The sequence below is a fragment of the Pyxidicoccus sp. M6 genome, assembly GCF_055568925.1.
Map to the genome: position 1 here is coordinate 7,097,350 of NZ_CM145714.1, position 20,741 is coordinate 7,118,090.

Consider the following 20,741-nt stretch of genomic DNA (forward strand, 5'->3'; position numbering starts at 1 on the left):
AATCAGACGCGGTACGACCGCACCACCTGCGACACACGCTCGGAGAGCATCTTCAGGGACACCGCGGCGTCGCTCGTGTTCTCGATGCGCTTCACCGTGTCGCCCATCAGCGTGTTCAGCTCGTTGACGGCGGTGAAGATCTGCTCGATGCCCGTGGCCTGCTGGCTCACCGTGCGGGCAATCTGCCGCGCGGAGGTGGTGCTGTCCTGGACGATGCCGGTGAGCTGCCGCAGCGTGTCCCCGGACGTGCGCACCTGCGTCAGCCCCGCCTCCATGCGCTGGGCACCCTCCGCGGTGATGTCCACCGTGCCGGCAATGGCCTCGCTGATGTCCGAGAGAATCGCCCGCACCTGATTCGTCGCGCGGATGGACTGGTCCGCCAGCCCGCGAATCTCCCGCGCCACCACCGCGAACCCCTTGCCGTGCTCCCCCGAGCGCGCCGCTTCAATCGCCGCGTTCACCGCGAGCAGGTGCGACTGGTCCGCCAGGTCCTTCACCGTCTCGGTGATGCCACCAATCTGCCGCGTGCGCTCGCCCAGCGACATGATGCGCTCGGTGATCTGCTCCACCTGCGAGCGCAGGTCCACCAGCCCCTCGATGCTCGCGGCGATGGCCGCCTCGCCGGTGCGGCCCAGGGACTCGGCGCGCTCGGCCACCTGGATGACGGACTCGGCGGAATCAGAGGCCAGCAGCGCCGTCTGACGGATTTCCTGCGCCGTCACCTGCGTCTCCTGGAGCGCCGCCGCGCTGCGGGAGACCATCTGATTCTGCTCCTCGGCGGACTCGTTGAGCCCCATCACCGAGTCGCTCAACAGCTCCGTGGACGACTGGAGCTGGTGCAACAGCTCCTTCAACTTCGACACCAGCATGCCGACGACGCGCGCGAGCTGCCCCACCTCGTCGTCCGAGTCGATGTGCACCGGCTCGCGCAGGTCACCGTGCTCGACGATGCGCCGCACCGCGCTGCTGAGCTGGTTCAGCGGCGCGACGATGCGGCGGCTCGCCACGAAGGCCACGCCCGTGAGCACCACCAGCGCGCCCAGCAGCACCAGCCGCAGGTTGCCCAGGATGTCCTCCACCCGGTTCTGCGCCTCCGTGCGGTTGAAGCCCACGTGGACCTCGCCCAGCCCGCCGGAGATGGGCGCGGCCATGTCCAGCAGCTCCGAGCCGCCCGAGGTCAAGATGCTCCCGTCCCGCGTCGTGGCCAGCCGCTCACGGTGCTCGCGAATCACCTGCGCGTGCCGGCCCGCCACCGCCACCAGCTCGCCCCGGGCATCCACCACCGCCACGTAGGCGAGCTTCCCCTCCTGGGCCACGGTTTCCAGCGTGGCCTGCACCGCGGCCGCGTTACTGCCGCGAAGCAGCCCCGTCAGCGTGGCGGCCAGTGCGGTGGGCACCGCCGCGCCCAGCTCGCGCCCCTGGTCATCGAAGGACTGGCGCATGCGAGGCACCGTGTAGCCGAACGACAGCAACGTGAAGAACAGCGCCACCAGCAACGGCGCCAGGGTGATCTTCTGCTTGAGGGAGAGTTGCATCCGGGCACTGGGGGGAAGGATGTGACGACCGTCCCATTCCGAGCCGAGAACAGGATAAGAAGACGCTCTGGATAAACCAGAGAGGTGTCACATTCTGGATGCCTCTCCTCGGAGCACGCAATCCCACCTTCGGTGCCTGCGGGAGAGTACCTAGACGCGCGGTGTCCGAGGAACCCCATGGCTCGTAATCGCAAGGCGCTGGCAGGTGTTGCCGTGTTGCTGGTGGTATTGGGTGCGCTCGCCGCCAGTGTGACTCCGGAGCTTCCGGCGGCGGAGGCGGAGGCGCGCTATGCGACACCGCCCTCGCGCTTCCTCGATGTGGACGGGCTGCGCATCCACTACCGCGATCAGGGACAGGGCCCGGTGCTGGTGCTGCTGCACGGCTCCAATGCCAACCTCTTCACGTGGGAGGGGTGGGTGCGCGAGCTGTCGCCCCACTACCGCGTCATCTCCCTGGACCTGCCCGGCCATGGCCTCACGGGCCCGGACGCGAAGGGGCGCTACGCGTGGACAGGCATGGCGGAGGTGCTGGAGGCCTTCCGCGCGCGCCTGGGGCTGGAGCGCTTCCACCTCGCCGGCAACTCCATGGGCGGCTCGGTGGCGTGGCACTACGCCCTGCTCCACCCGGAGCACGTGGACCGGCTCATCCTGGTGGACGCCGCGGGCTACCCGCGCGACGAGCCGTCGCCGCTGGTATTCCGGCTGGCGCGCACACCGGTGCTCGGAGAGTTGCTGTCACACGTGACGCCCCGCCAGGTCATCGAGAAGAACGTGCGCGCCGTCTACGGCGACCCGTCGAAGGTCAAGGAGGCCGACGTCGACCGGTACTACGCGCTGCTGTTGCGCGAGGGCAACCGCGAGGCCACGCGCGAGCGCCTGCGCGCCACGACAGACGATGGACTTTGGCAGCGGCTGGGCGAGGTGCGTGCCCCCACGCTGGTCCTGTGGGGCGCGAAGGACACGTGGATTCTTCCCAGGTACGGCGAGCGGTTCGACCACGACCTACCGGACTCGCGCCTCGTCATGTACCCGGGTCTGGGCCATGTACCCATGGAGGAGGACCCGGTGCGCACGGCCGCGGACGCGCACCGCTTCCTCTCCGAGGGCGGCACCGTCACTGCACCACCCGCGCCGGGCTCCGGGGCAGCCAGACCGTGAAGGTGGTGCCCGCCTCCCTGGACGAGCGCACGTCGATGTGGCCTCCGTGGCCTCGCGCTCCCGAAGCATCAGCAGGGTGTCGCGTAGATCCCCCAGCTCTCGCGCGGCGTTGTGCAGGTCATAACCCGCCACCAGTCGCTCCAGGGCACGGACGTCCGGCAGGTCTCCCAGGGCCTCGTGCACGCCGGTGTGCGGGCCGCGCACGACCTGGGCGATGCGGTCCAGCAGACTCGGAGCGTGGCCCCTCAGCACGGGACCTTTGAGATTCCAGGCCACGGGGTATGAACGAACGCGGCGCTCCCACTCGGCGAGCACCTCCTCGCGCCGCTCCTGGATGAAGTCGCTCAGGCGGAGGCCCGCATGGGTCGTCGCTCCCCCGGGGTTGGCCATGAATGAAAGCCAGTCACCACTCCGGCCAGCCACCGGAGTCGGGACTCGCTCTTGATGCGCGTGGTGGGAGAAGTGGCCCCGCGGCCCGCGGCGTGAGGCCGCTCAGCGCTGGGTCTCCTCCCGACGGTGTTGGGTGGCCGCCTGGCCACGCTCCCGGGAGATGCGCAGCAGCTTGATGAGCCGGCGCCGCGTGTCCACCGCGTAGTGGAGGGTCAGGTCCTCGTGGCGGAAGCTCGGCGCGTCCTCCGTCGACGCTTCCGGCGTCGCCAGCGCGGACTGCTGGGCCAGCGACTCCAGCCGCTCCTGGATGGCCCGGTAGGTTTCACGCGACATGTACGAGACCTGCTCCCAGGCCTCGGCCACGATTTCGACGGTGTATGGACGGTGGACGTTCCTCGGCGACCTCATACGCGACGGGTGCCAATAGCAGGCCACATGCCAGGGGCGCTGTGAGTGATTTCAGACGGTTGCACGCCCCGTCACTTGCATCCCTGTAGAAACGGAAGTCCCCCGCCAGGGCGGAGCCTGAAAAAACTCCGCCCCCGTGCGGCGGGCTTCAGGGGCCTTCGCCGGCGCCGCTGGTGGCCTTGAGTCCGACGATGGCCACGAGCAGCAGCGACAGGAAGAAGATGCGCAGCGGTGTGGCGGGCTCCTGGAAGAGGAAGATGCCCAGCACGGCGGCGCCCAGCGCGCCAATGCCCACCCAGACGGCGTAGGCCGTACCAATGGGCAGCGTCTTCGCGGCGACGCCCAGCAGCACCATGCTGGCGATGATGGCGGACCCGGTGAGGATGCTGGGAATGGGGCGGGTGAAGCCCTCGGTGTACTTGAGCCCGATGGCCCAGCAGACCTCGAGCAGCCCGGCGATGACGAGAAGGACCCATGACATGACGCACGACTCCCGTGTTCGCGTCGTCTTGTCCTGACCGGGTACGGCGCACCTCGTCCGGGCCCGGCGAGCTCACCATGAGCCGCCGTGCGAGGCGCGCGTATAACGCTCCGCCCTGCCCTCTTCAACCCGCGTGAGTCAGTGCGCGGAAGCAGGCTCGGAGGCAGGCGCCTCCACGCGCGAGGCCCTGCCGCGCGACAGGCCGTGGCGCCGCGCGGCCACCTCGACGATGTGCTGCACGAGCTGCGGATAGGACAGGCCCCGCTCGCGCGCGCCGAGCGCCACCTCGCACTGCGCCTCCAGGTAGGGATTGGGGTTCACCTCCAGGAGATAGGGTTCGTTCGTCCTGCTGGACACGCGGAAGTCGATGCGCGCGTAGTCGCGCAGCTTGAGCGCGCGGAAGGCCGTCACCGCGGCGCGCTCCACCCGGCCGCGCAGCTCGTCGGACAAGTCATGCGGCACCACCAGCCGGGGGCTGCCCTCCGTCTCGGGAGCGAACTTCACCTCGCGGTTGGCGATCTTCATCCGCTTGCGGCTCCACTTCTTCCCGAAGTCCAGCTCCACCACCGGCAAGACTTGAGGATTGGAGTGCTCCCCGAGCACGCCCACGTAGATTTCTCGCCCCTCGATGAACTCCTCCGCGAGCGCCTCGTCGTCGAACTCCTCGCGAATCCTGCGCACGCGCCGGGCCAGCCCCTCCATGTCCTTCTCCACGCCCAACCCCATGGAGGCGTCCGAGCGCGCCGGCTTCACGATGAGGGGGAACTTGAGGTCGCCGCTCGTCTGGAAGGAGTCGCCGTCGAACGTGGCGAAGCGCGGGGTGAGCACGCCGTGGAACTGGAGGAGCTGCTTGGCGAGGATTTTATCTTGCGCCAGCAGGAGCCCCGCCGTGCCCGAGCCCGTGAAGGGCACGCGAGCCAGCTCCAGCATCGCGGCCACGTTCACCTCCAGCCGGTAGTCCTCGGCGAACGTCTCGCAGATGTTGAAGACGAGGTCCGCGCGGCTCCACGTCACCTTGCGCATGAGGTCGGTGACGCTCTCGTCCACGCCGACGTCCACCGTGGTGTGGCCCACCTCCTCCAGCGCGGAGCGAATCTGTCCGACGACGGCGTCGGGTGCCTCGCCCTTCGGTTGGTAGTGGAGGACCGCGATGCGCAGGGGGGCGACAGGCATGGTGTCATTCCTCGTAGAAGCGGTCGGTGTAGAGGTGGTTCATCGCCAGCGCCGTCACCAGCGAGGCAATCTGGACGGCGGCCTCGCGGCTGTCGTCCGGGTGCAGCGTGAGGCCGAGCTCGGCGGTGCGGTCGGCGAGGTGGTCCACCAGGGCGCGCACCACGGCGCGGCTCACGCCGGTGTAGCGGCTCACCGCGGAGAGCAGGCGCTGGCGCTCGGCGCGCACCAGCGTCTCCGCGCGCGCGGGGGCCTCGCCCGGGCCGTAGAAGATGTCCTCCAACGACTGGTCAAAGGCATCGCGCAGCTCCAGGTCCACCTTCTCGTCCAGCTCGCGCTGGCGGTAGTAGTCGAGGACGCTGCCCTCCATCTCCTCCGTGGTGAGGTCCGGCTCGGCGAGCCGCACCAGCGGCGGCGTGCGGCCCAGCTTCGCGACGATGTCCTCCACGTACTGGAGCTTCTTCATCGCGCCCCAGCCCTGGTAGCGCTTCTGCCAATCACTGCCGGGAGTGAGCCAGACGGCGAACGTCTCCGCGAAGTCCTCGTCCGGGTGCTTCTGCGCGTACCAGCCGGAGATGTGGTGCACGTAGCGCCGCGAGAAGGGACGCGCCTTGTACTCGTCGCGGTACGGGCGCGAGTAGTCGCCGAACACCTTGCGCCACTCGTCCGTGTCATAGAGCCGGTAGGCGTAGTTGAAGGCGTGGCCGGCCTCGTGGCGGAGGTACATGAGGATCTCCTCCTCCGTCTCCACGCCGCCGCCCAGCTCCTCTTCAATCGAGTGTAGCTCCGCGTCCGCCAGGTAGAAGGGCACGCCGATGACGGGGACGCCGGAGGGGCAACCCCATTCGTCGGACAGGTAGCACTGCGGCTTGAAGGAGATGCCCTTCGCCTCCAGCTCCGCGTGGAGCTGCGCGATGTCGCGTTCCAGTTGCGTGCCCGCGAGCCGCAGCGAGAGGTCCTTGATGCGCGCCTTCAGGAGCTGCTCGCGGTGCGGCGGGAGCCTGCCGCGTCCATCCCCCTGCTGGGCGGGATGTTTCTCGCGCATCTGCAGGCCGGGATGAGAGGGCGGAGTCAGCATTCCGCTCTCTAGATAAGGCTCGCTCGGGAGAGCGGACAGCCTGCGCGGCCCGGAGGGCGGCCGGGCAGCCAGGCCCTCGCCGGTCCTCCTCCCTCTCTCGGTAGATTCCGGCGGACGGCTACCTCGCCCAGCAGCCCCACCAACCTCCGCACCTCCAGCGCGGCGCCTACACCTCCAGGACGATCTTCCCGAAGCTCATGTTGGACTCCATGCGCCGGTGCGCGTCCGCCACCCGCTCCATCGGGAAGGTGGAGTCGATGATGGGGCGCACACGCCCGGCCACGAGCTCCGGCAGCCACCGCGCGCGGAAGCGTTGCGTGACGGCCACCCGCTCCTCCAGGGAGAGCGGGCGCAGTGCCATGCCCTTGAGCTGGAGCCGCCGCATCACCGCCTGCCGCAGGTCCAGCTCCGCGCTCATCCCCTCCAGCATGCCCAGCAGCAGCAGGCAGCCGCCGAACTTCAGCACGGACAGGTTGCGATCCAGCGCCGCGCCGCCGACGAAGTCCTCCACGAGGTCCACGCCCGTGCCGCCATTGAGCGCCGGCACCTCGCGCGCGAAGTTGTGCTCCGTGCGCAGCACGCCCGCGTCCGCGCCCAGCTCCATGCACCGGCGCCGCTTCTCCTCCGTGCTCACGGTGAAGAACACCTTCGCCCCCACCGCCTTCGCCACCTGGATGCACGCGGTACCGATGCCGCTGCCGCCCGCGTGGATGAGGACGGACTGGCCCGCGCGCAGGCCGCCCAACTCCAGCAGCGACTCATGCGCGGCGATGAAGGCCTCCGGCGTGGCCGCCGCCTCCACGAAGGACCAGCCGTCGGGGATGGGGATGGCCATCCCCTCCTCCATGAGGCACGCCTCCGCGTAGCCTCCGCCATCCACGAGCCCGAAGACGCGCTCGCCCGGGGTGAAGTCACGCACCTCGGAGCCCACGGCTTCCACCTCGCCCGCCACCTCGATGCCCATGCGCGGAGTCCTGGCGCCGGGCGGCAGCGGATAGCCCCCGCTGCGCTGCACCGTATCTCCGCGGTTCAGCGCGGAGGCGCGCACGCGCACACGCAGTTGGCGCGGCCCCGGCTCCGGGCGAGGCAGCTCGCGCACCTGCATGACCTCCGGCCCACCGAACTCTTCCAGCACCACGGCCCTCATGGGCGCTTCAGTAGTTTGCATCGACGTCCACGCTGTGTTTGCGAAGCGGTACGAGGAAGGAGCGCTCGAAGGTCATGAAGACGGTGCCGTCCGCCTTCACGCCTTTCGTCTCCACGGAGACCACACCCTGTGTCCTGCGCGACTTCGACATCCGTTTGTTCAGCACCCGGCTCTCCGCGTAGATGGTGTCGCCGACGAAGACGGGGGCGGAGAGTCGAACCTTGTCCCAGCCCAGGTTCGCCACGCCCTTCGCGCTGGTGCTGTTGAGGCTCATTCCTCCGACGATGGCCAGCGTCACCAGGCTGGACATGAGGGGCCGCTTCCACTCCGTCTTGCTCGCGTACACGGCGTCGATGTGGAGCGGGTGCGTGTTGAGGCACAGCAGCGACTGCCAGATGTTGTCCACGTCGGTGAGGGTGCGCCCGGGGCGGTGCTCGAACACGTCGCCCACCTCGAAGTCCTCGTAGTAGAGGCCGTGCGTCTCGCGATAGCGCTGCTTGCCCACCTTCTTGTGGGCGGTGACCATCTTCTTCATGTGTCTCCTCGGCCGGCGCTCGTCCGCAGCGGGACGGGCTCCATCGCCTCCTCCAGCTTCACGCTCGCCAACACGCGCCGCGCGGCAGCCACCAACGGAGGGCCCACCATGCTGCCGCTGACGAGGTGGATGCCGCCCTTCCCGTCGTCCGCCTGGGCCAGCACGCGCCGCGCGTGGTCCACCGTGTGCGCGGAGGGCCTCAGCGACTCGTGGATGATGTCCACCTGGTCCGGGTGGATGACGATTTTCGCGGTGAAGCCCAGCGTGCGCGCCCGGCGCGTCTCCTCCGCCAGCCCCTCCGGGTCCATCAGGTCGAAGAAGGGAGAGTCGATGGCGGCGAGCCCCGCGATGTTCGCGGCCATGGCGATGCGCGCGCGCGCGTAGAGCATGGGCTCCCACGTCAGCGGCACGCCGAGCTGGGACGACAGGTCCGCCGCGCCGAAGATGAGCCCGTGCAGCCGGGGCGTGGCGCTGGCAATCGCATCCACCGCTGAAACGCCCTTCGGTGTCTCGATGATGGCCAGGAGCACGGCGTCCGGAATCCGGTCGCCCAGCAGCTCGTCGAGCTGCTGCAGCTCCATGGGCGACTCCACCTTGGGCAGCAGGACGGCGTCTGGCTGGACACCCGAGTCCAGCAGGGCGAGCACGTCGCGCAGGCCCTCCACGGTGCGAAGGCTGTTGATGCGCACCGTCATGGGGCCGAGCTGCCGCGAGCAGCGGAGATGGTCGACGGCGAGCCGGCGCGCCTCGGCCTTGAGGTGCATGGGCACGCCGTCCTCGAGGTCGAGCAAGCCCACGTCCGCGCCCACCGCCGCCGCCTTGTCGAAGCGCGACGGGTCCAGAGCGGGTGTCACGAGGAAGGTCCTGCTGGGAATGGGTAACGACATGACGCCTCCGCTCTCTCTTCAGGCCACCGGCGCTGACACTTCCAGCACGGCGTCACACAGGCGCTGCACGTCGTCCCGCGACAGGTTGGAGCGCAGCATGATGCGCAGGCCCGCGCGCCCCTTCGCGACGATGGGGAAGAACACGGCCGACGAGTAGAAGCCCCGCTCCAGCAGCCGCCGCGAGCGCTCCACCGCCGCGGACTCGGGGCCCACGTCGATGATCTTGATGGCGTAGTCCTCGCCCTTCGTGCGCGTGGGCACGCGCTCGTCGAAGTAGCGGATGTTCGCGCGCAGCGCCTGTTGCCGCGCCGCCAGCTCCGGCGTGCCGTGGATGCGCGCCGAGGCCATGCTGGCGCCGATGGCGGGGATGCACAGGCTCTGCGACCAGCCCAGCGGCCCCGCGAAGCGCCCCACCAGGTCCGTGTGGTGGCCCGGGCCGAGCATCACCGCTCCACCCGCCGTGCCGAAGCCCTTGCCCAGCGAGCCGATGATGATGGTGCGCGGCCCCACGTCGCCGCCAATCAACGTCCGCACGAAGCCCTCGCCCGTCTTGCCGTAGAGGGAGATGGAGTGCGAGTCGTCGAAGTAGAGGAAGAGGCCGTAGCGGTCCTGCAGGGACAGCAGCTCCTTCACCACCGCCGCGCCGCCCATGGAGTAGAAGCCGTCCGCCACGTAGGCCACGCGCGCGTGCTTGCGGCAGACGTCCTCCAGGAAGTTCAGGTCATTGTGCGCGCACGTCAGCACCTCGGTCTCGTCCGCGCAGATGGGCTTGATGAGGTTCATCGAGAAGTGCGCCGACTTGTCGAAGACGAGCACCGGCTTCTTCCCCTCGGGCAGCAGGTGGCCCGAGGCGATGAGCGGCAAGAGCCCCGCGCTGGCCGCGCTCGCGGAGGGGGTGACGACCACCTTCGAGCGCCAGAGGCGGGAGAGCTCATCCTCCAGCTCGTCCAGGATGGCCACGCGGATGCGCAGCCGGGAGATGGCCATGTCGAGGGTCTTCTCGCGACGCAGCACCTCGATGGCGCCTTCGATGACGTCCGGGTGCGAGTCCAGCCCGAGGTACGAGCAGGAGCACATGTTGATGAACTCGCGGCCGTCCGGCAGCTCGAGCGAGCCTCGCCCGGTGTTGCGCACCGACAGGTCCAACAGCCCTGCTTCCTTCGCGGCCTGGAAGGAAGGATTGCCGTGGACGATCATCGACTCCGTATTGCGATAGCGGTTCTTGTCTTCCATGGAGGCTCTCGTCAGGGCGAATCGGGGTTGGCGAGCGCGCGGTCCACCTGCGCGAGCAGCGCGTCGCGCAGACGCTCGGCGGTGGAAGGCTCGAAGAGGTCGGTGTTGAACTCGAGGCTGCCGCTGAAGCCGTCCTCCAGCTCGTACAGCGCCAGGGCCAGCTCGTAGACGGAGGCGCCGCGGTCCGCGGACTCCATGGGCGCCAGCGTCAGCCCGGGCAGTGGCACGGGCTCCGAGGGCGCGTTCTGCAGGGCGAACATGGCCTGGAAGAGCGGCGACCGGTTGGGCAGCCGCTGGATGCCGATGGCGTCCACCACCTGCTCGAAGGGCACCTCCTGGTGCGCGTACGCGCCCAGCGTGACGTCGCGCACGCGGGCGAGGAGCTGGCGGAACGTGGGCCCGCCGCGCCGGTCCACGCGCAGCGCCAGCCCATTGACGAAGAGACCGATGAGCAGCTCCAACTCCGGCAGCGTGCGGTTGGCGATGGGCGAGCCGACGACGACCTCGTCCTGGCCCGACTCGTGACAGAGCACCGTGCCGAAGAGGGCCAGCAGCGCCATGAAGGGCGTCACCCGCTCCTGCTGGCAGAGGGAGTTGAGGCCGTCGCTGCGGGCCTTGCCCAGCACCACGGGAATCGACGTGCCGTTGAAGGTGCGCGTCGCCGGGCGGGGCTTGTCGGTGGGCAGGTTCAGCAGCGTGGGCGCGCCGGCCAGCGCCGCGCGCCAGTAGCCCAGCCGGGACTCCAGCTCGCGCCCGGCGAGCCAGGCCCGCTGCCATGCCGCGAAGTCCGGGTACTGGATGCGCAGTGGCGGCAGCGCCGGCGTCCCCCCCGTGACGAGCGCGGTGTAGAGCAGCCCCACCTCTCGACTGAGGACGCCCTCGGACCAGCCGTCGGACAGGATGTGGTGCTTGCTGAAGAGGAGCAGGTGCTCGTCGTCCGCGAGCCGAAGCAGCTCGCCGCGAACCAGCGGCCCGTGCGTGAGGTCGAAGTGCCGGCGCGCCTCCTCGGCGATGCGCATCCGCACCTCCTCCCACGCGTCGTCCCGCCCGCGCAGGTCCGTCACCGGCAGCTCGAAGCGCAGCGTCGTGGCCACCCGCTGCACCGGGCGGCCATCCTCCTCGGCGAAGGTGGTGCGCAGCGTCTCGTGCCGGTCCACCATGGCCTGGAGCGCGCCCTGGAGCGCAGCCACATTCAAGTCACCCAGGAAGCGGTACGTGCCGAGCTGGTTGTACGCCTTGGACGTGGGGTTCTGCTTGAACAGCTTCCACAACCGCTCCTGCGAGAAGGACAGCGGCAGCGGCTCGTCGCGGGGCACGCGGACCAGCGGCGGCAGCGAGCGCACCGGCGCCCCCTGCTCTCCCTCGATTCTCCGCGCGAGCTCCGCCACGGTGGGCCCCTCGAACATGGTGCGCAGCGACAGCTCCACGCCCAGCGTGTGCTGGATGCGCGAGAGGAGCTGCGTGGCGAGCAGCGAGTGGCCGCCCAGCACGAAGAAGTCGTCGTGCACGCCGACGCGCTCGCGGCGGAGCACCTGGCACACCAGCTCGGCCACCTGCTCCTCCACGGGCGTGCGCGGCGCGACGGGCTGGCCATTGTCCCCCGCCCCCACCGTGTCCGGGTGCGGCAGCGCGCGCCGGTCCACCTTGCCGTTCTGCGTGACGGGCAGCGTGTCCAGCACCACGAAGGCCGAGGGCACCATGTACTCGGGCAGGCTCCTACGCAGGAAGGCGCGCAGGGCCTGCGTGTCCAGCGTCTCCGGACTGCGCGGCGCGAGGTACGCCACCAGCGCCTTGCCGCCGGGCATGTCGTCGCGCGCCAGCACCGTCACCTCGCGCACGCCCGGGTGGCGGGAGAGGACGACCTCCACCTCGCCGGGTTCGATTCGGAAGCCGCGCAGCTTCACCTGCGAGTCGCGGCGGCCGAGGAACTGGAGCCGCCCATCCGGCAGCCAGCGCGCGAGGTCTCCGGAGCGGTAGAGGCGCGCACCGGGCGCGGAGCTGTACGGGTCGGGGATGAAGCACTCCGCCGTCAGGTCCGGCCGCCGCAGATAGCCCCACGCGAGGCCGTCACCCGCGATGAAGAGCTCACCCGGTACGCCCACGGGCACCGGCCGCAGATTCCTGTCGAGCAGGTACACGCGCGTGTTGGAGATGGGCCCGCCGATGGACACCGAGTGCCCCACCTCGGCCGGGTCCGTCAGCACGTGGCAGCAGGTGAAGGTGGTGCCCTCCGTGGGGCCATAGCCATTCACCAGCCGGCCGCCGAAAGCGAGGTGCTCGCGCACGCGCTCCGGCGGCAGCACGTCTCCGCCCGCGAGCACCTGCCGCACGCGCGCGAGCGCCACGGGCTGGCTCGTCACCATCTGCTCGTACAGCGCGGCCGTGAGCCACAGCGTGGTGATGCCGTGCTCGCCCAGGAGCCGGCCCAGCTCCTCCAGCGACAGCGGATGCGGAGGCGGCACCACCAGCCGTGCGCCATGCAGCAGGCAGCCCCACAGCTCGAAGGTGGACGCGTCAAAGGCCAGCGGCGCGAGCTGGAGGAAGACCTCGTCCGGGCCCAGCTTCGCGAAGCCCGTGCCCACCACCAGCCGCGTCACCGCGCGGTGGGGCACGCACACGCCCTTCGGCCGGCCCGTGGAGCCGGACGTGTACATGACGTACGCGAGGTCCGCGCCCGTGACGCTCACTCGCGGCGCGGTGTCCGGTGAGGCGGCGAGGTGAGCCGCGTCCGTGTCGAGGAACAACGGGCGCGCGATGTCCGAGGGCAGGTGCCCCGCATGGTCCTCCAGCGTGAGCACGCGCGAGGCGCTGGTGTCGTTCAGCATGAAGCTCAGCCGCTCGGTCGGAGCGGACGGGTCCAGCGGCACGTACGCGGCGCCAGCCTTGAGGATGCCGAGCACCGCCACCACGGCCTCGGGCGCGTGCTCCATGCACAGGGCGACCCTGTCACCCACGCGCACGCCGTCGGCAATCAGGCGGTTCGCGAGTTGGTTGGCGCGGCGGTCCAGCTCTCCATAGGTGAGCGTGCCGCCTCCGGGCGCCACCACCGCCACGGCCCGAGGTGCCTGGGCGGCGCGGGCCTCGAACAGCGCGGGCAGGCTGGCGTCGCGCGGGTACTCCGCGGCGGTGGCGTTCCAGTCCACCAGCACGCGGCGCCGCTCCACGGTGGACTGGAGGGACAGCTCGGACAGGCGGCGCGTCGGGTAGAGGACCGCGTTCTCCAGGAGCACGCGCAGGTGCTCCATCATCCGCGTCGCGGTGGACGGCTCGAACAAATCGGTCCGGTACTCCAGCGTGCCCGCGAGTCCCCGGGGCGACTCCACCAGCGTGAGCAGGAAGTCGAACTTGGACGTGCCGCTGTCCACCGCGTCCACCGGCGTCAGCGTGAGGCCGCGCATGGACAGCTCCAGCGGCGGCGTGTTGAGCAGGCCCAGCGCCACCTGGAAGAACGGCGTGTGTCCCAACTGGCGCGCGGGCTGGAGCACCTCCACCAGCTTCTCGAAGGGCACGTCCTGGTGCGAGTACGCGCCCAGCGTCACGTCCCTCACGCGGCCGAGCAGCTCGCGGAAGGTGGGGTCTCCGCCGAGCTTCGTGCGCAGCACCAGCGTGTTGACGAAGAAGCCGATGAGCCCCTCCGTCTCCGCCTGCCGGCGCCCCGCGATGGGCGCGCCCACGCAGATGTCGTCCTGCCCCGTGTAGCGCGCGAGCAGCGCCTGGAGCCCGGCCAGCAGGCCCATGAACAGCGTGGCCCCTTCCGCGCGGCAGAAGTTCTTCAGGTTGCGCGAGAGGTTCGCCGGCAGCTCCACGTTCATGATCACGCCCGGGTTGCGCGTGTCGGCGGTGCGCGGCTTGTCCGTGGGCAGCTCCAGCGAAGGCGGCGCGCCCTCCAGCTGCCGCTTCCAGTACGCGAGCTGTCCCTCCAGTACGTCGTCCTGGAGCCACTCGCGCTGGCGCACGGCGTAGTCCGCGTACTGGATGGGCAGCTCCGGCAGCGGCGACGGCTGGCCGGCGAGGAAGGCCTCGTAGAGCGCTCCCAGCTCGCGGATGAGCACGGAGAGCGACCACGCGTCGGAGACGATGTGGTGCACCGTCACCAGCAGCAGGTGCTCCTCGTCGGCGAGCCGGAGCAGCCCGGTACGCAGGAGCGGCCCGCGCGCCAGGTCGAAGGGCAGGCGCGCCTCCGCACGAGCGAGACGCAGGGCCTCGCGGGTCCGCTCCGGCTCGGGCAGGTGGCGCAGGTCCTCCACCTCCAGCTCACACGGCATGCCAGGGTGGATGACCTGGACGGGCCGGCCCTCGCGGGCGCGGAACGTGGTGCGCAGCGACTGGTGGCGGCGCACCACCTCCGTGAAGGCCCGCTCCAGCGCGGCCACGTCTAGCGCACCCTTCAGCCGCAGCGCGGCCGGGATGTTGTAGAGCGCGCTGCCCGGTTGGTACTGGTCCACGAGCCACAGCCGGAGCTGCGCGAAGGACAGCTCCGCTTCCTCCGTGCGCGCCACGATGACCGGCGCGCGCACCCGCTCCTCGAGCGAGAGGCTCTTCTTCATCGGTTCCATTGCGGGATTCCCATCGACTCGGTGGGGCCAAGGCGGCCGCGGTGGATGAATCGGACGGCGTTCCCGGGGACGGCCGCACTCCGCGCATGGCGGGCACGCGAGACATCAACGCGGACCTGCACGGAGCGAAGCGGCGTCACCGGCGGCAGATGCTCACACTCCGTGCGGCGGAGCAGGCGTGTGCGCAGCGAGCCCCCGCATGCCCGCCAGGAGGACGGACGGGCCTCATTGCCAAGAGGCCACATGGGCATGTCGATGACGACGAGGCACGGCTGGAGCATGGGGGGAGCCGCGAAGGCAGAGGGGGTGCCTTCGGGCTAGTCAGGTCTTACTTAAAAACCTGTGTGCGCCGCCATGACTCGTTTATGACTGCCTTTGCACACGCAGACTGGAAACATGGAGCGTGATGCGAAACATGCCCGCAAGATTCCGTCTGACTACAGAGGCGGGATTGACCCGCCCCGGGTTGATATGACTGCAATAAAACAAATGTCTCGGGACCCATTTGCATTTCGGGTCCCGAGACATCTCACGCCGAGACTACGGGCAGTCCGCGGTGCAGGCGGCGTGCGTCTCCCACGGCTGGCAGGTGGCGTCCCCGCATGAGGAATTGAGGAACGTCTCCAGCACGGCCTTGCGGTGCGGCAGGAAGACGCCGCCGAGGGCCGGAGAGATGTTGTAGCGCGGGCCGAAGGGGCCGGCGCTGGTCTGCTCAGACACATGGACGAAGCCCAGCGACGGGGGCCAGATGATGCCGCCGCCCAGGTTGGCGTTGTTGCTGAACTGGTGGCAGCCGGCGCAGGACAGCGCCAGCGAGCGCGCCACTGCCTGCTGCGGCGTCAGCGCGCTGCCAGCGGCGGTGAGCGCGTTCTGGACGTTGGTGTGGAAGGTGCTGGGGCCGGCGCCGAAGTGGAAGAGGTAGTCGTTCTCCGGGCCCTGCGCGTTGCTCTGCCCGCTGTTCTCCGGCGTGGTGCTGGCGAAGTTGAAGAGGTTGATGTCGTTGATGGCCAGGTTGGGCACCTGACCGGGGAACTGCGCGTTCTGGAAGTTGAAGGCCTCCGGATGCGTGGAGGTCGGGTCGAAGAGCAGGCCGCCCGGGTTGGTGGAGTCCGTCACCGGCCGGAAGTTCAGCGCGCAGGGCGTGGTGCCGCACATCGTCCGAATCACCTTGAACTCACGCAGCGTCCACGGCGGCTGCATGAACTGGTTGGTGCGCACCTGGCCCGTGGCCGGAATCCCCGTGCGGCTGCCGTAGTTCTCGAAGTGGACCACCGGCAGGAAGCCGCCGCCGATGCCGGTGAAGTAGAACTGCTGGAGCATCGAGACTCGCGTGGCGACGCTGGCCGTGGTGGTGAGGCTCGCCCAGAAGTTCGCCACCGGCATGCAGCCCGCGAGCCCGAGGCCCGGCGTGGGGTTGGGCAGCACGGCCTCGAAGATGAGCAGGTTTCGCTGGCCCGGGTTGGTGAAGCCGGAGCGCTTCGCGTAGATGATTCGGTACTCGCCGCAGTCCGTCCCGCTCAGCGGCGCCAGGTCGAAGCGGTTGACGAGCGCGGTGGGCACGTACTCGTCCGGATTCGTCCCGGGGCTGGTGAAGGGATTGACGCCGGCCTGGTTCCCCTCCACGCGCGGACACTGGTAGGCGTAGTTGTTGAAGACCGGCGTGCAACCGGGCGGAAGCTCCGTCTGCCACCAGGTCTGGAAGAGCTGCAGCGGCGTGAGGCCCGCCACGCCGGCCTGCGTGACGAGCTGCTGCATCACCTTCTGCAGCGGGAAGTTCTTCACGATGGCGTCATCCGTGACGATGAGCGAGCTGCGCGGGTCCACGGTGACGGCTTGAGCCGAGGGCCGCTGAGGCGGCAGCTCCACCGCGCCGATACCGCGGCGCTCCGGGTGCGGTGCAGGCTCCACGCTCATGCTCTCGGGTGCGGGCGCGGGTGGCGGCGCTTCGGTGGGCGTCTCACCACAACCCGCCGCCCACGCCAGGGTGATACCTCCGAGCGCGAGACGTCGGGAGAACTGCTTCCACTGTTTCATCCGCTTCATGTTGTGTCCTCTTGGTCGCGCGGACGGCCGCGCCCCCTGCCGTGGATGGACCCCGGCCGGTCGCGGTCCAGGCACACGGAGCCGGCAGAACGTTCCGTGATTCATGGATATCTACTGTATTCACCCGACGTGAAGCGAGACATTCAGGCAAAGTGAGTCATTGCGACAGGATGTCTTGGGTGATGTATCGATTGACCCCGCGACACCGTCACACATCAATCCACATACAGTTGTAATTCATTTGGCAGGTTGGGTTTGCCCGCCCGCAACAACGCCTCGTAACGTCGAGGGCCTCACCTGGCGCGATTCACCCCGGTGGCGGGGACGGTGGGCCGGCCGCCCTCCTCGCCGTGACGCATCGAGCCCAACATCGGGAGTACACAACGTGTCACGCAACATCCCCCTTGATGAAATTGGCCGCGAGGTCCGGAGCATCATCGCCGGCACACTGAGAAAGCCGCTGGAGCAGATCCCCCCTCACCGCGTCGCTGGAGGGCGGGCTCGGCATCGACTCCATGGCGATGATTGAAATCAATATCGGCCTGGAGGAACGCTTCCGTTTCGCGATGCCGGAGATGACGTCTCCGGCCGAGGCGAACCTCAAGACGGTGGAGGACCTGGCGCGTTTCGTCGCCGCGCAGCTCGACCGACAGACGGCGAGGTCCGCATGAGCGCGCCCGCCCTGGAGTTGAGGCACCCGGATGAGCGCGTCGCCGCCCAGCGCACCCCGGAGGAGCAGCGCGCCCACGAGGCGCGCGAGGTGGCGCAGCACTACGAGCACCACCCGGAAATATTCAGCCTCGTGCTGGACTCGCGACTGGCGTACTCCACCGGCGTCTTCGTGAAACCGGACGAAGATTTGGAGGCGGGCCAGGCGCGCAAGTTCGCGCGCGTGGCGGCGAAGCTGAACATCCAGCCCGGAGAGAAGGTGCTGGACGTGGGGTGCGGCTGGGGGAGTCTGCTGCTCTACCTCGCGCAGCACACGCAGGGCGAGTTCCACGGCATCACGCTGAGCAGCAAGCAGCGCGAGGTGGCGCTGCGGCGCGCGAAGGACTGGGGCGTGGCGGACCGCGTGCGCGTGGACCTGACGCATGTGGAGGAGTTGGCGCCCGCGCCGGAGAGCTACGACGTGGTGCTCTTCTCCGGGAGCATCGTCCACATGCACAACCGCGAGGACATCCACCAGCTCGTGGCGCGGACGCTGAAGCCCGGTGGGCGGCTGTTCATCTCCGACTGCTACTTCCCGGAGATGCCTCGCGGAGACCGGGACAGCAGCGCCACGCGGTACATCTTCGTCACCGCCATGGGCTACTGCCGGCTGCTCAGCCTGTCGGAGGAGCTGGGCCTCATCGGCCGCGCGGGGCTGGATGTGCTGCACGTGGAGGACCTGACCAGCTCCTACGTGCAGACGCTGGGACACTGGATTGACAACGTCCGGAAGAACCGCGACCGGATTGAAGAGCTGGCTCCCGGCTTCTCGCGAGTGCTCCAGGGCTACATGACGGTGGCGAAGGTGTCCTTCGCGCGACGCACGGCGCTGGAGTACATGCTGCTGGCCACCAAGGGCGCGCCGAAGGTGAACGTGGCGGGCTGGCCCATTCCCGGGGACGCGCGGTGAGCGGGCCCCGGACTCTCGCCGGGCTGCTGCGAGCCCGCGCGGAGGCCCACGGCGAGCGGCTGGCCATCCGCTACAAGGAAGCAGAGGGCTGGCTGCCGCGCACCTGGGCGGAGACGTGGGAGGAGGCCCGCGCGGTGGCCGCGGCGCTGCATGCGCGCGGCGTGCGCCCGGGCGACGGCGTGCTGCTGCTCGTGCCGGAAGTGCACGCGGCCGTGAGCACCCTCTTCGGCGTGTGGGCACTGGGCGCGGTGCCGAGCATCCTCGGCGTGCCGTACCGGCTGGCGGACCTGGACGCGTACCTGGTGCAGCTCCGCGACACGGCGCGCAGGCTGGACGCGAAGGCGCTGGTGCTGTCGGGCATGCTGGCGGGCATGGCTGGTGAGGGCGAGGGCACACCCCTCATCGTCGCCGACTCGCTGGTGGAGGAAGGGCGCACCCTCTCCTTCCAACCCGAGCCGGACGCCGCGCCAGGCCCGTGCCTCGTGCAGCTCACCAGTGGCAGCACTCGTCATCCGCGTGGCGTGATGCTGTCGCATGAGCGGGTGATGCTGCACATGGCGGCGATGAGCCAGGCGCTCCCTTCTCCCGCGCACGCGGCGGCGGTGTCCTGGCTGCCGCTGCACCACGACATGGGGCTGCTGGGCGGGTTGTTGTTCCCCTTCTTCAACGACTTCCCGGCGCACATGCTGTCCCCGCTCGACTTCCGTCAGCGGCCGTTCTGCTGGCTGGAGGCGATGAGCGAGTTCCACGCCACCATCTGCGCCGCGCCGCCCTCCGCGTACGCCATCTGCCTGGGACTGGCGAACCGCGCGAGGGAGGCGCGGCTGGACTTGAGCGCGTGGGAGGTGGCGATGATTGGCGCGGAGCCCGTCTCCCCAGAGCTGTTGCGGCGCTTCTCGGACCGCTTTGCTCCGTGCGGCTTCCGGGAGGAGGCCTTCTTCCCCGTGTACGGCCTGGCCGAGGCCACGGTGGCGGTGACCTTCCCGGAGAAGCTCGCGCCCACGGTGGTGGACCGCATCGACCGGGCCACGCTGGAGCGCGAGGGGCGCGCGGTGCCGTGCACCGAGGCGGCGGGCGCGCTGGTGCTCACCGGCGTGGGCCGTCCCATTCCGCACACCGAGGTGCGCCTCGTGGACGCGGAGGGACGCGCGGTGCCCGAGCGGACGCAGGGGGAAATCCTGGTGCGCTCGGCGACGCTGATGCAGGGCTACTACGGCGAGCCCGAGCTGACGGCGTCCGCGGTGCGCGAGCAGTGGCTGCACACGGGAGACCTGGGCTACCTCGCGGAGGGCACGCTGTTCATCACCGGCCGCAAGAAGGAGCTCATCATCAAGGGCGGGCACAACCTGATTCCGTCCATCCTCGAGGAGCTGGCCTCGGAGGTGGACGGCGTGAGGGCCGGCTGCGTCGCCGCGGTGGGCGTGCGCTCCGAGCACCGGCAGACGGAGCTGGCGTACGTGCTGGCGGAGACGAAGCTGGAGCCGGATGCCCAGACTGCTCTGGGTGAGCGCATCCGCGAGAAGCTGCGGGCGCACGGCATCGCCATCGACCACGTGCTGCTGGTCGCGCCGGGCACGCTGCCCAAGACGACCAGTGGGAAGCTGAAGCGCGGGGCCATCTCGGAGGCCATCGCCTCCGGACAGCTCACCGGCACGCTGGCGTGAGGATGAGAAGACCGGCCGCCCGGGGACGAGCTCGGGCGGCCGGAGTGGACGTTGCGTCCCTCAAGCGCAACGTGGGAGCGCCGCCTCCACGATTCCGTGGCATGTCGTGGCCGCCGCCAGCGCGGCATCGTGCGTGTCCTCCAGCGGGCCCACGGGCGGGTGCAGGGTGACGAGGACGTCTCCGCCGCGCACGGGGATGGTGAGGTGCGGCGGAAGAATGTCGAACGTGCCGGTGAGCGTGACGGGAACCACCCGCACGCCGCCTCGCGCGGCGATGTGGAAGGCGCTGTTGTGGAACGACCGCATCCGCCCATCCGGGCTGTAGCCGCCCTCGGGGAAGAAGACGACGGACACACGCGCCACCTTGCGCTGCGCCTGCCGCAGCCCTGGCAGGGATGCGCGGATGCTGCGCGGGTCCACGGAGATGTGCCCGAACAGCCGCATGCCCCAGCCGATGAGCGGAATGCGGAACGCGTTGCGCCGCGCCACCATGCGCACCGATGTCAGCGGCTGGAGCGAGGCCACCAGCACCGCCGCGTCCAGCAGGCTCTGGTGGTTGGCGACGATGATGTACGGCTCGTCGCGAGTCACGTGCTCCTGGCCCCTCACCCCCACTCGCATGCCCAGCAGCGCGAGGATGCCGCGCGCCCAGAGGATGGAGCACACGTCATGGACGCGCTGCCGCCGGTCGAACGGGAGCACCAGCAGCGCCAGGGGAATGAAGACCACCAGCGACAGCATGGACCAGCTCGCGGCCAGTGCCGTCCTCACGAGCTGAGCGGCGCGAGCTGGCGTGGGCGCGGGCGGAGACATGGGCCGCACGAGCATACGTCGGAAG

General features: G+C 69.7%; 16 protein-coding genes and 1 riboswitch. Of the genes, 4 read left to right on the forward strand and 12 right to left on the reverse strand.

Going from position 1 to position 20,741, the window contains the following annotated elements:
* Positions 1-2: 2 nt before the first annotated feature.
* Positions 3-1,535: a methyl-accepting chemotaxis protein gene (locus tag ACVTJA_RS28210; protein ID WP_465824184.1), complete on the reverse strand. Its 1,533-nt coding sequence runs from the start codon at positions 1,533-1,535 to the stop codon at positions 3-5.
* A 177-nt stretch (positions 1,536-1,712) separates the two neighbouring features.
* On the opposite strand from ACVTJA_RS28210, the gene ACVTJA_RS28215 reads away from it, so the two are divergent.
* Positions 1,713-2,693 carry an alpha/beta fold hydrolase gene (locus tag ACVTJA_RS28215; protein WP_465824186.1) on the forward strand — a complete coding sequence of 327 codons (981 nt, stop codon included), beginning with the start codon at positions 1,713-1,715 and terminating at the stop codon, positions 2,691-2,693.
* Between the two features lie 492 nt (positions 2,694-3,185).
* Here ACVTJA_RS28215 and ACVTJA_RS28220 read toward each other — a convergent pair whose 3' ends face one another.
* From ACVTJA_RS28220 to ACVTJA_RS28265, 10 genes are all read right to left on the reverse strand, one after another.
* Positions 3,186-3,491, reverse strand: a complete 306-nt coding sequence (locus ACVTJA_RS28220; RefSeq protein WP_465824188.1) for a hypothetical protein — start codon at positions 3,489-3,491, stop codon at positions 3,186-3,188.
* 148 nt (positions 3,492-3,639) lie between these two features.
* Positions 3,640-3,972 (reverse strand): quaternary ammonium compound efflux SMR transporter SugE, encoded by a 333-nt coding sequence (gene sugE, locus ACVTJA_RS28225; RefSeq protein WP_465824189.1) that lies wholly within the window; start codon positions 3,970-3,972, stop codon positions 3,640-3,642.
* A 17-nt stretch (positions 3,973-3,989) separates the two neighbouring features.
* Positions 3,990-4,049: riboswitch (guanidine-III (ykkC-III) riboswitch) on the reverse strand.
* Between the two features lie 61 nt (positions 4,050-4,110).
* Complete coding sequence (locus ACVTJA_RS28230) at positions 4,111-5,145, reverse strand: D-alanine--D-alanine ligase family protein (protein ID WP_465824191.1); 1,035 nt, start codon at positions 5,143-5,145, stop codon at positions 4,111-4,113.
* A gap of 4 nt (positions 5,146-5,149) precedes the next feature.
* A complete protein-coding gene (locus ACVTJA_RS28235) occupies positions 5,150-6,220 on the reverse strand; it encodes a putative zinc-binding metallopeptidase (protein ID WP_465824193.1) in 1,071 nt (356 codons plus the stop codon).
* 166 nt (positions 6,221-6,386) lie between these two features.
* On the reverse strand, positions 6,387-7,367 hold the full coding sequence (locus ACVTJA_RS28240; protein ID WP_465824194.1) for an NAD(P)H-quinone oxidoreductase: 981 nt from the start codon (positions 7,365-7,367) through the stop codon (positions 6,387-6,389).
* Positions 7,368-7,374: 7 nt separating this feature from the next.
* Complete coding sequence (locus ACVTJA_RS28245) at positions 7,375-7,902, reverse strand: MaoC/PaaZ C-terminal domain-containing protein (protein ID WP_465824196.1); 528 nt, start codon at positions 7,900-7,902, stop codon at positions 7,375-7,377.
* Complete coding sequence (locus ACVTJA_RS28250; protein ID WP_465824198.1) at positions 7,899-8,789, reverse strand: HpcH/HpaI aldolase/citrate lyase family protein; 891 nt, start codon at positions 8,787-8,789, stop codon at positions 7,899-7,901. Before ACVTJA_RS28250 ends, ACVTJA_RS28245 begins: the two co-directional genes overlap by 4 nt.
* An 18-nt stretch (positions 8,790-8,807) precedes the next feature.
* A complete protein-coding gene (locus tag ACVTJA_RS28255; RefSeq protein WP_465824199.1) occupies positions 8,808-10,022 on the reverse strand; it encodes an 8-amino-7-oxononanoate synthase family protein in 1,215 nt (404 codons plus the stop codon).
* An 11-nt stretch (positions 10,023-10,033) separates the two neighbouring features.
* Positions 10,034-14,578: an amino acid adenylation domain-containing protein gene (locus ACVTJA_RS28260; protein WP_465824201.1), complete on the reverse strand. Its 4,545-nt coding sequence runs from the start codon at positions 14,576-14,578 to the stop codon at positions 10,034-10,036.
* A gap of 540 nt (positions 14,579-15,118) precedes the next feature.
* Positions 15,119-16,621, reverse strand: coding sequence for a hypothetical protein (locus ACVTJA_RS28265; RefSeq protein WP_465824203.1), 1,503 nt, complete (start codon positions 16,619-16,621; stop codon positions 15,119-15,121).
* Between the two features lie 521 nt (positions 16,622-17,142).
* Between ACVTJA_RS28265 and ACVTJA_RS28270 the strand changes: the two genes are divergently transcribed.
* The 3 genes from ACVTJA_RS28270 to ACVTJA_RS28280 are packed head-to-tail and all read left to right on the forward strand — an operon-like array spanning position 17,143 to position 19,903.
* On the forward strand, positions 17,143-17,292 hold the full coding sequence (locus ACVTJA_RS28270) for a hypothetical protein (protein ID WP_465824205.1): 150 nt from the start codon (positions 17,143-17,145) through the stop codon (positions 17,290-17,292).
* Complete coding sequence (locus ACVTJA_RS28275) at positions 17,289-18,239, forward strand: SAM-dependent methyltransferase (protein WP_465824207.1); 951 nt, start codon at positions 17,289-17,291, stop codon at positions 18,237-18,239. The genes ACVTJA_RS28270 and ACVTJA_RS28275 overlap by 4 nt, the downstream gene beginning before the upstream one ends.
* Positions 18,236-19,903, forward strand: a complete 1,668-nt coding sequence (locus ACVTJA_RS28280) for an AMP-binding protein (protein WP_465824208.1) — start codon at positions 18,236-18,238, stop codon at positions 19,901-19,903. Before ACVTJA_RS28275 ends, ACVTJA_RS28280 begins: the two co-directional genes overlap by 4 nt.
* Before the next feature lie 60 nt (positions 19,904-19,963).
* On the opposite strand, the gene ACVTJA_RS28285 is transcribed toward ACVTJA_RS28280, so the two are convergent.
* A complete protein-coding gene (locus ACVTJA_RS28285; protein ID WP_465824210.1) occupies positions 19,964-20,716 on the reverse strand; it encodes a lysophospholipid acyltransferase family protein in 753 nt (250 codons plus the stop codon).
* Positions 20,717-20,741: the final 25 nt, after the last annotated feature.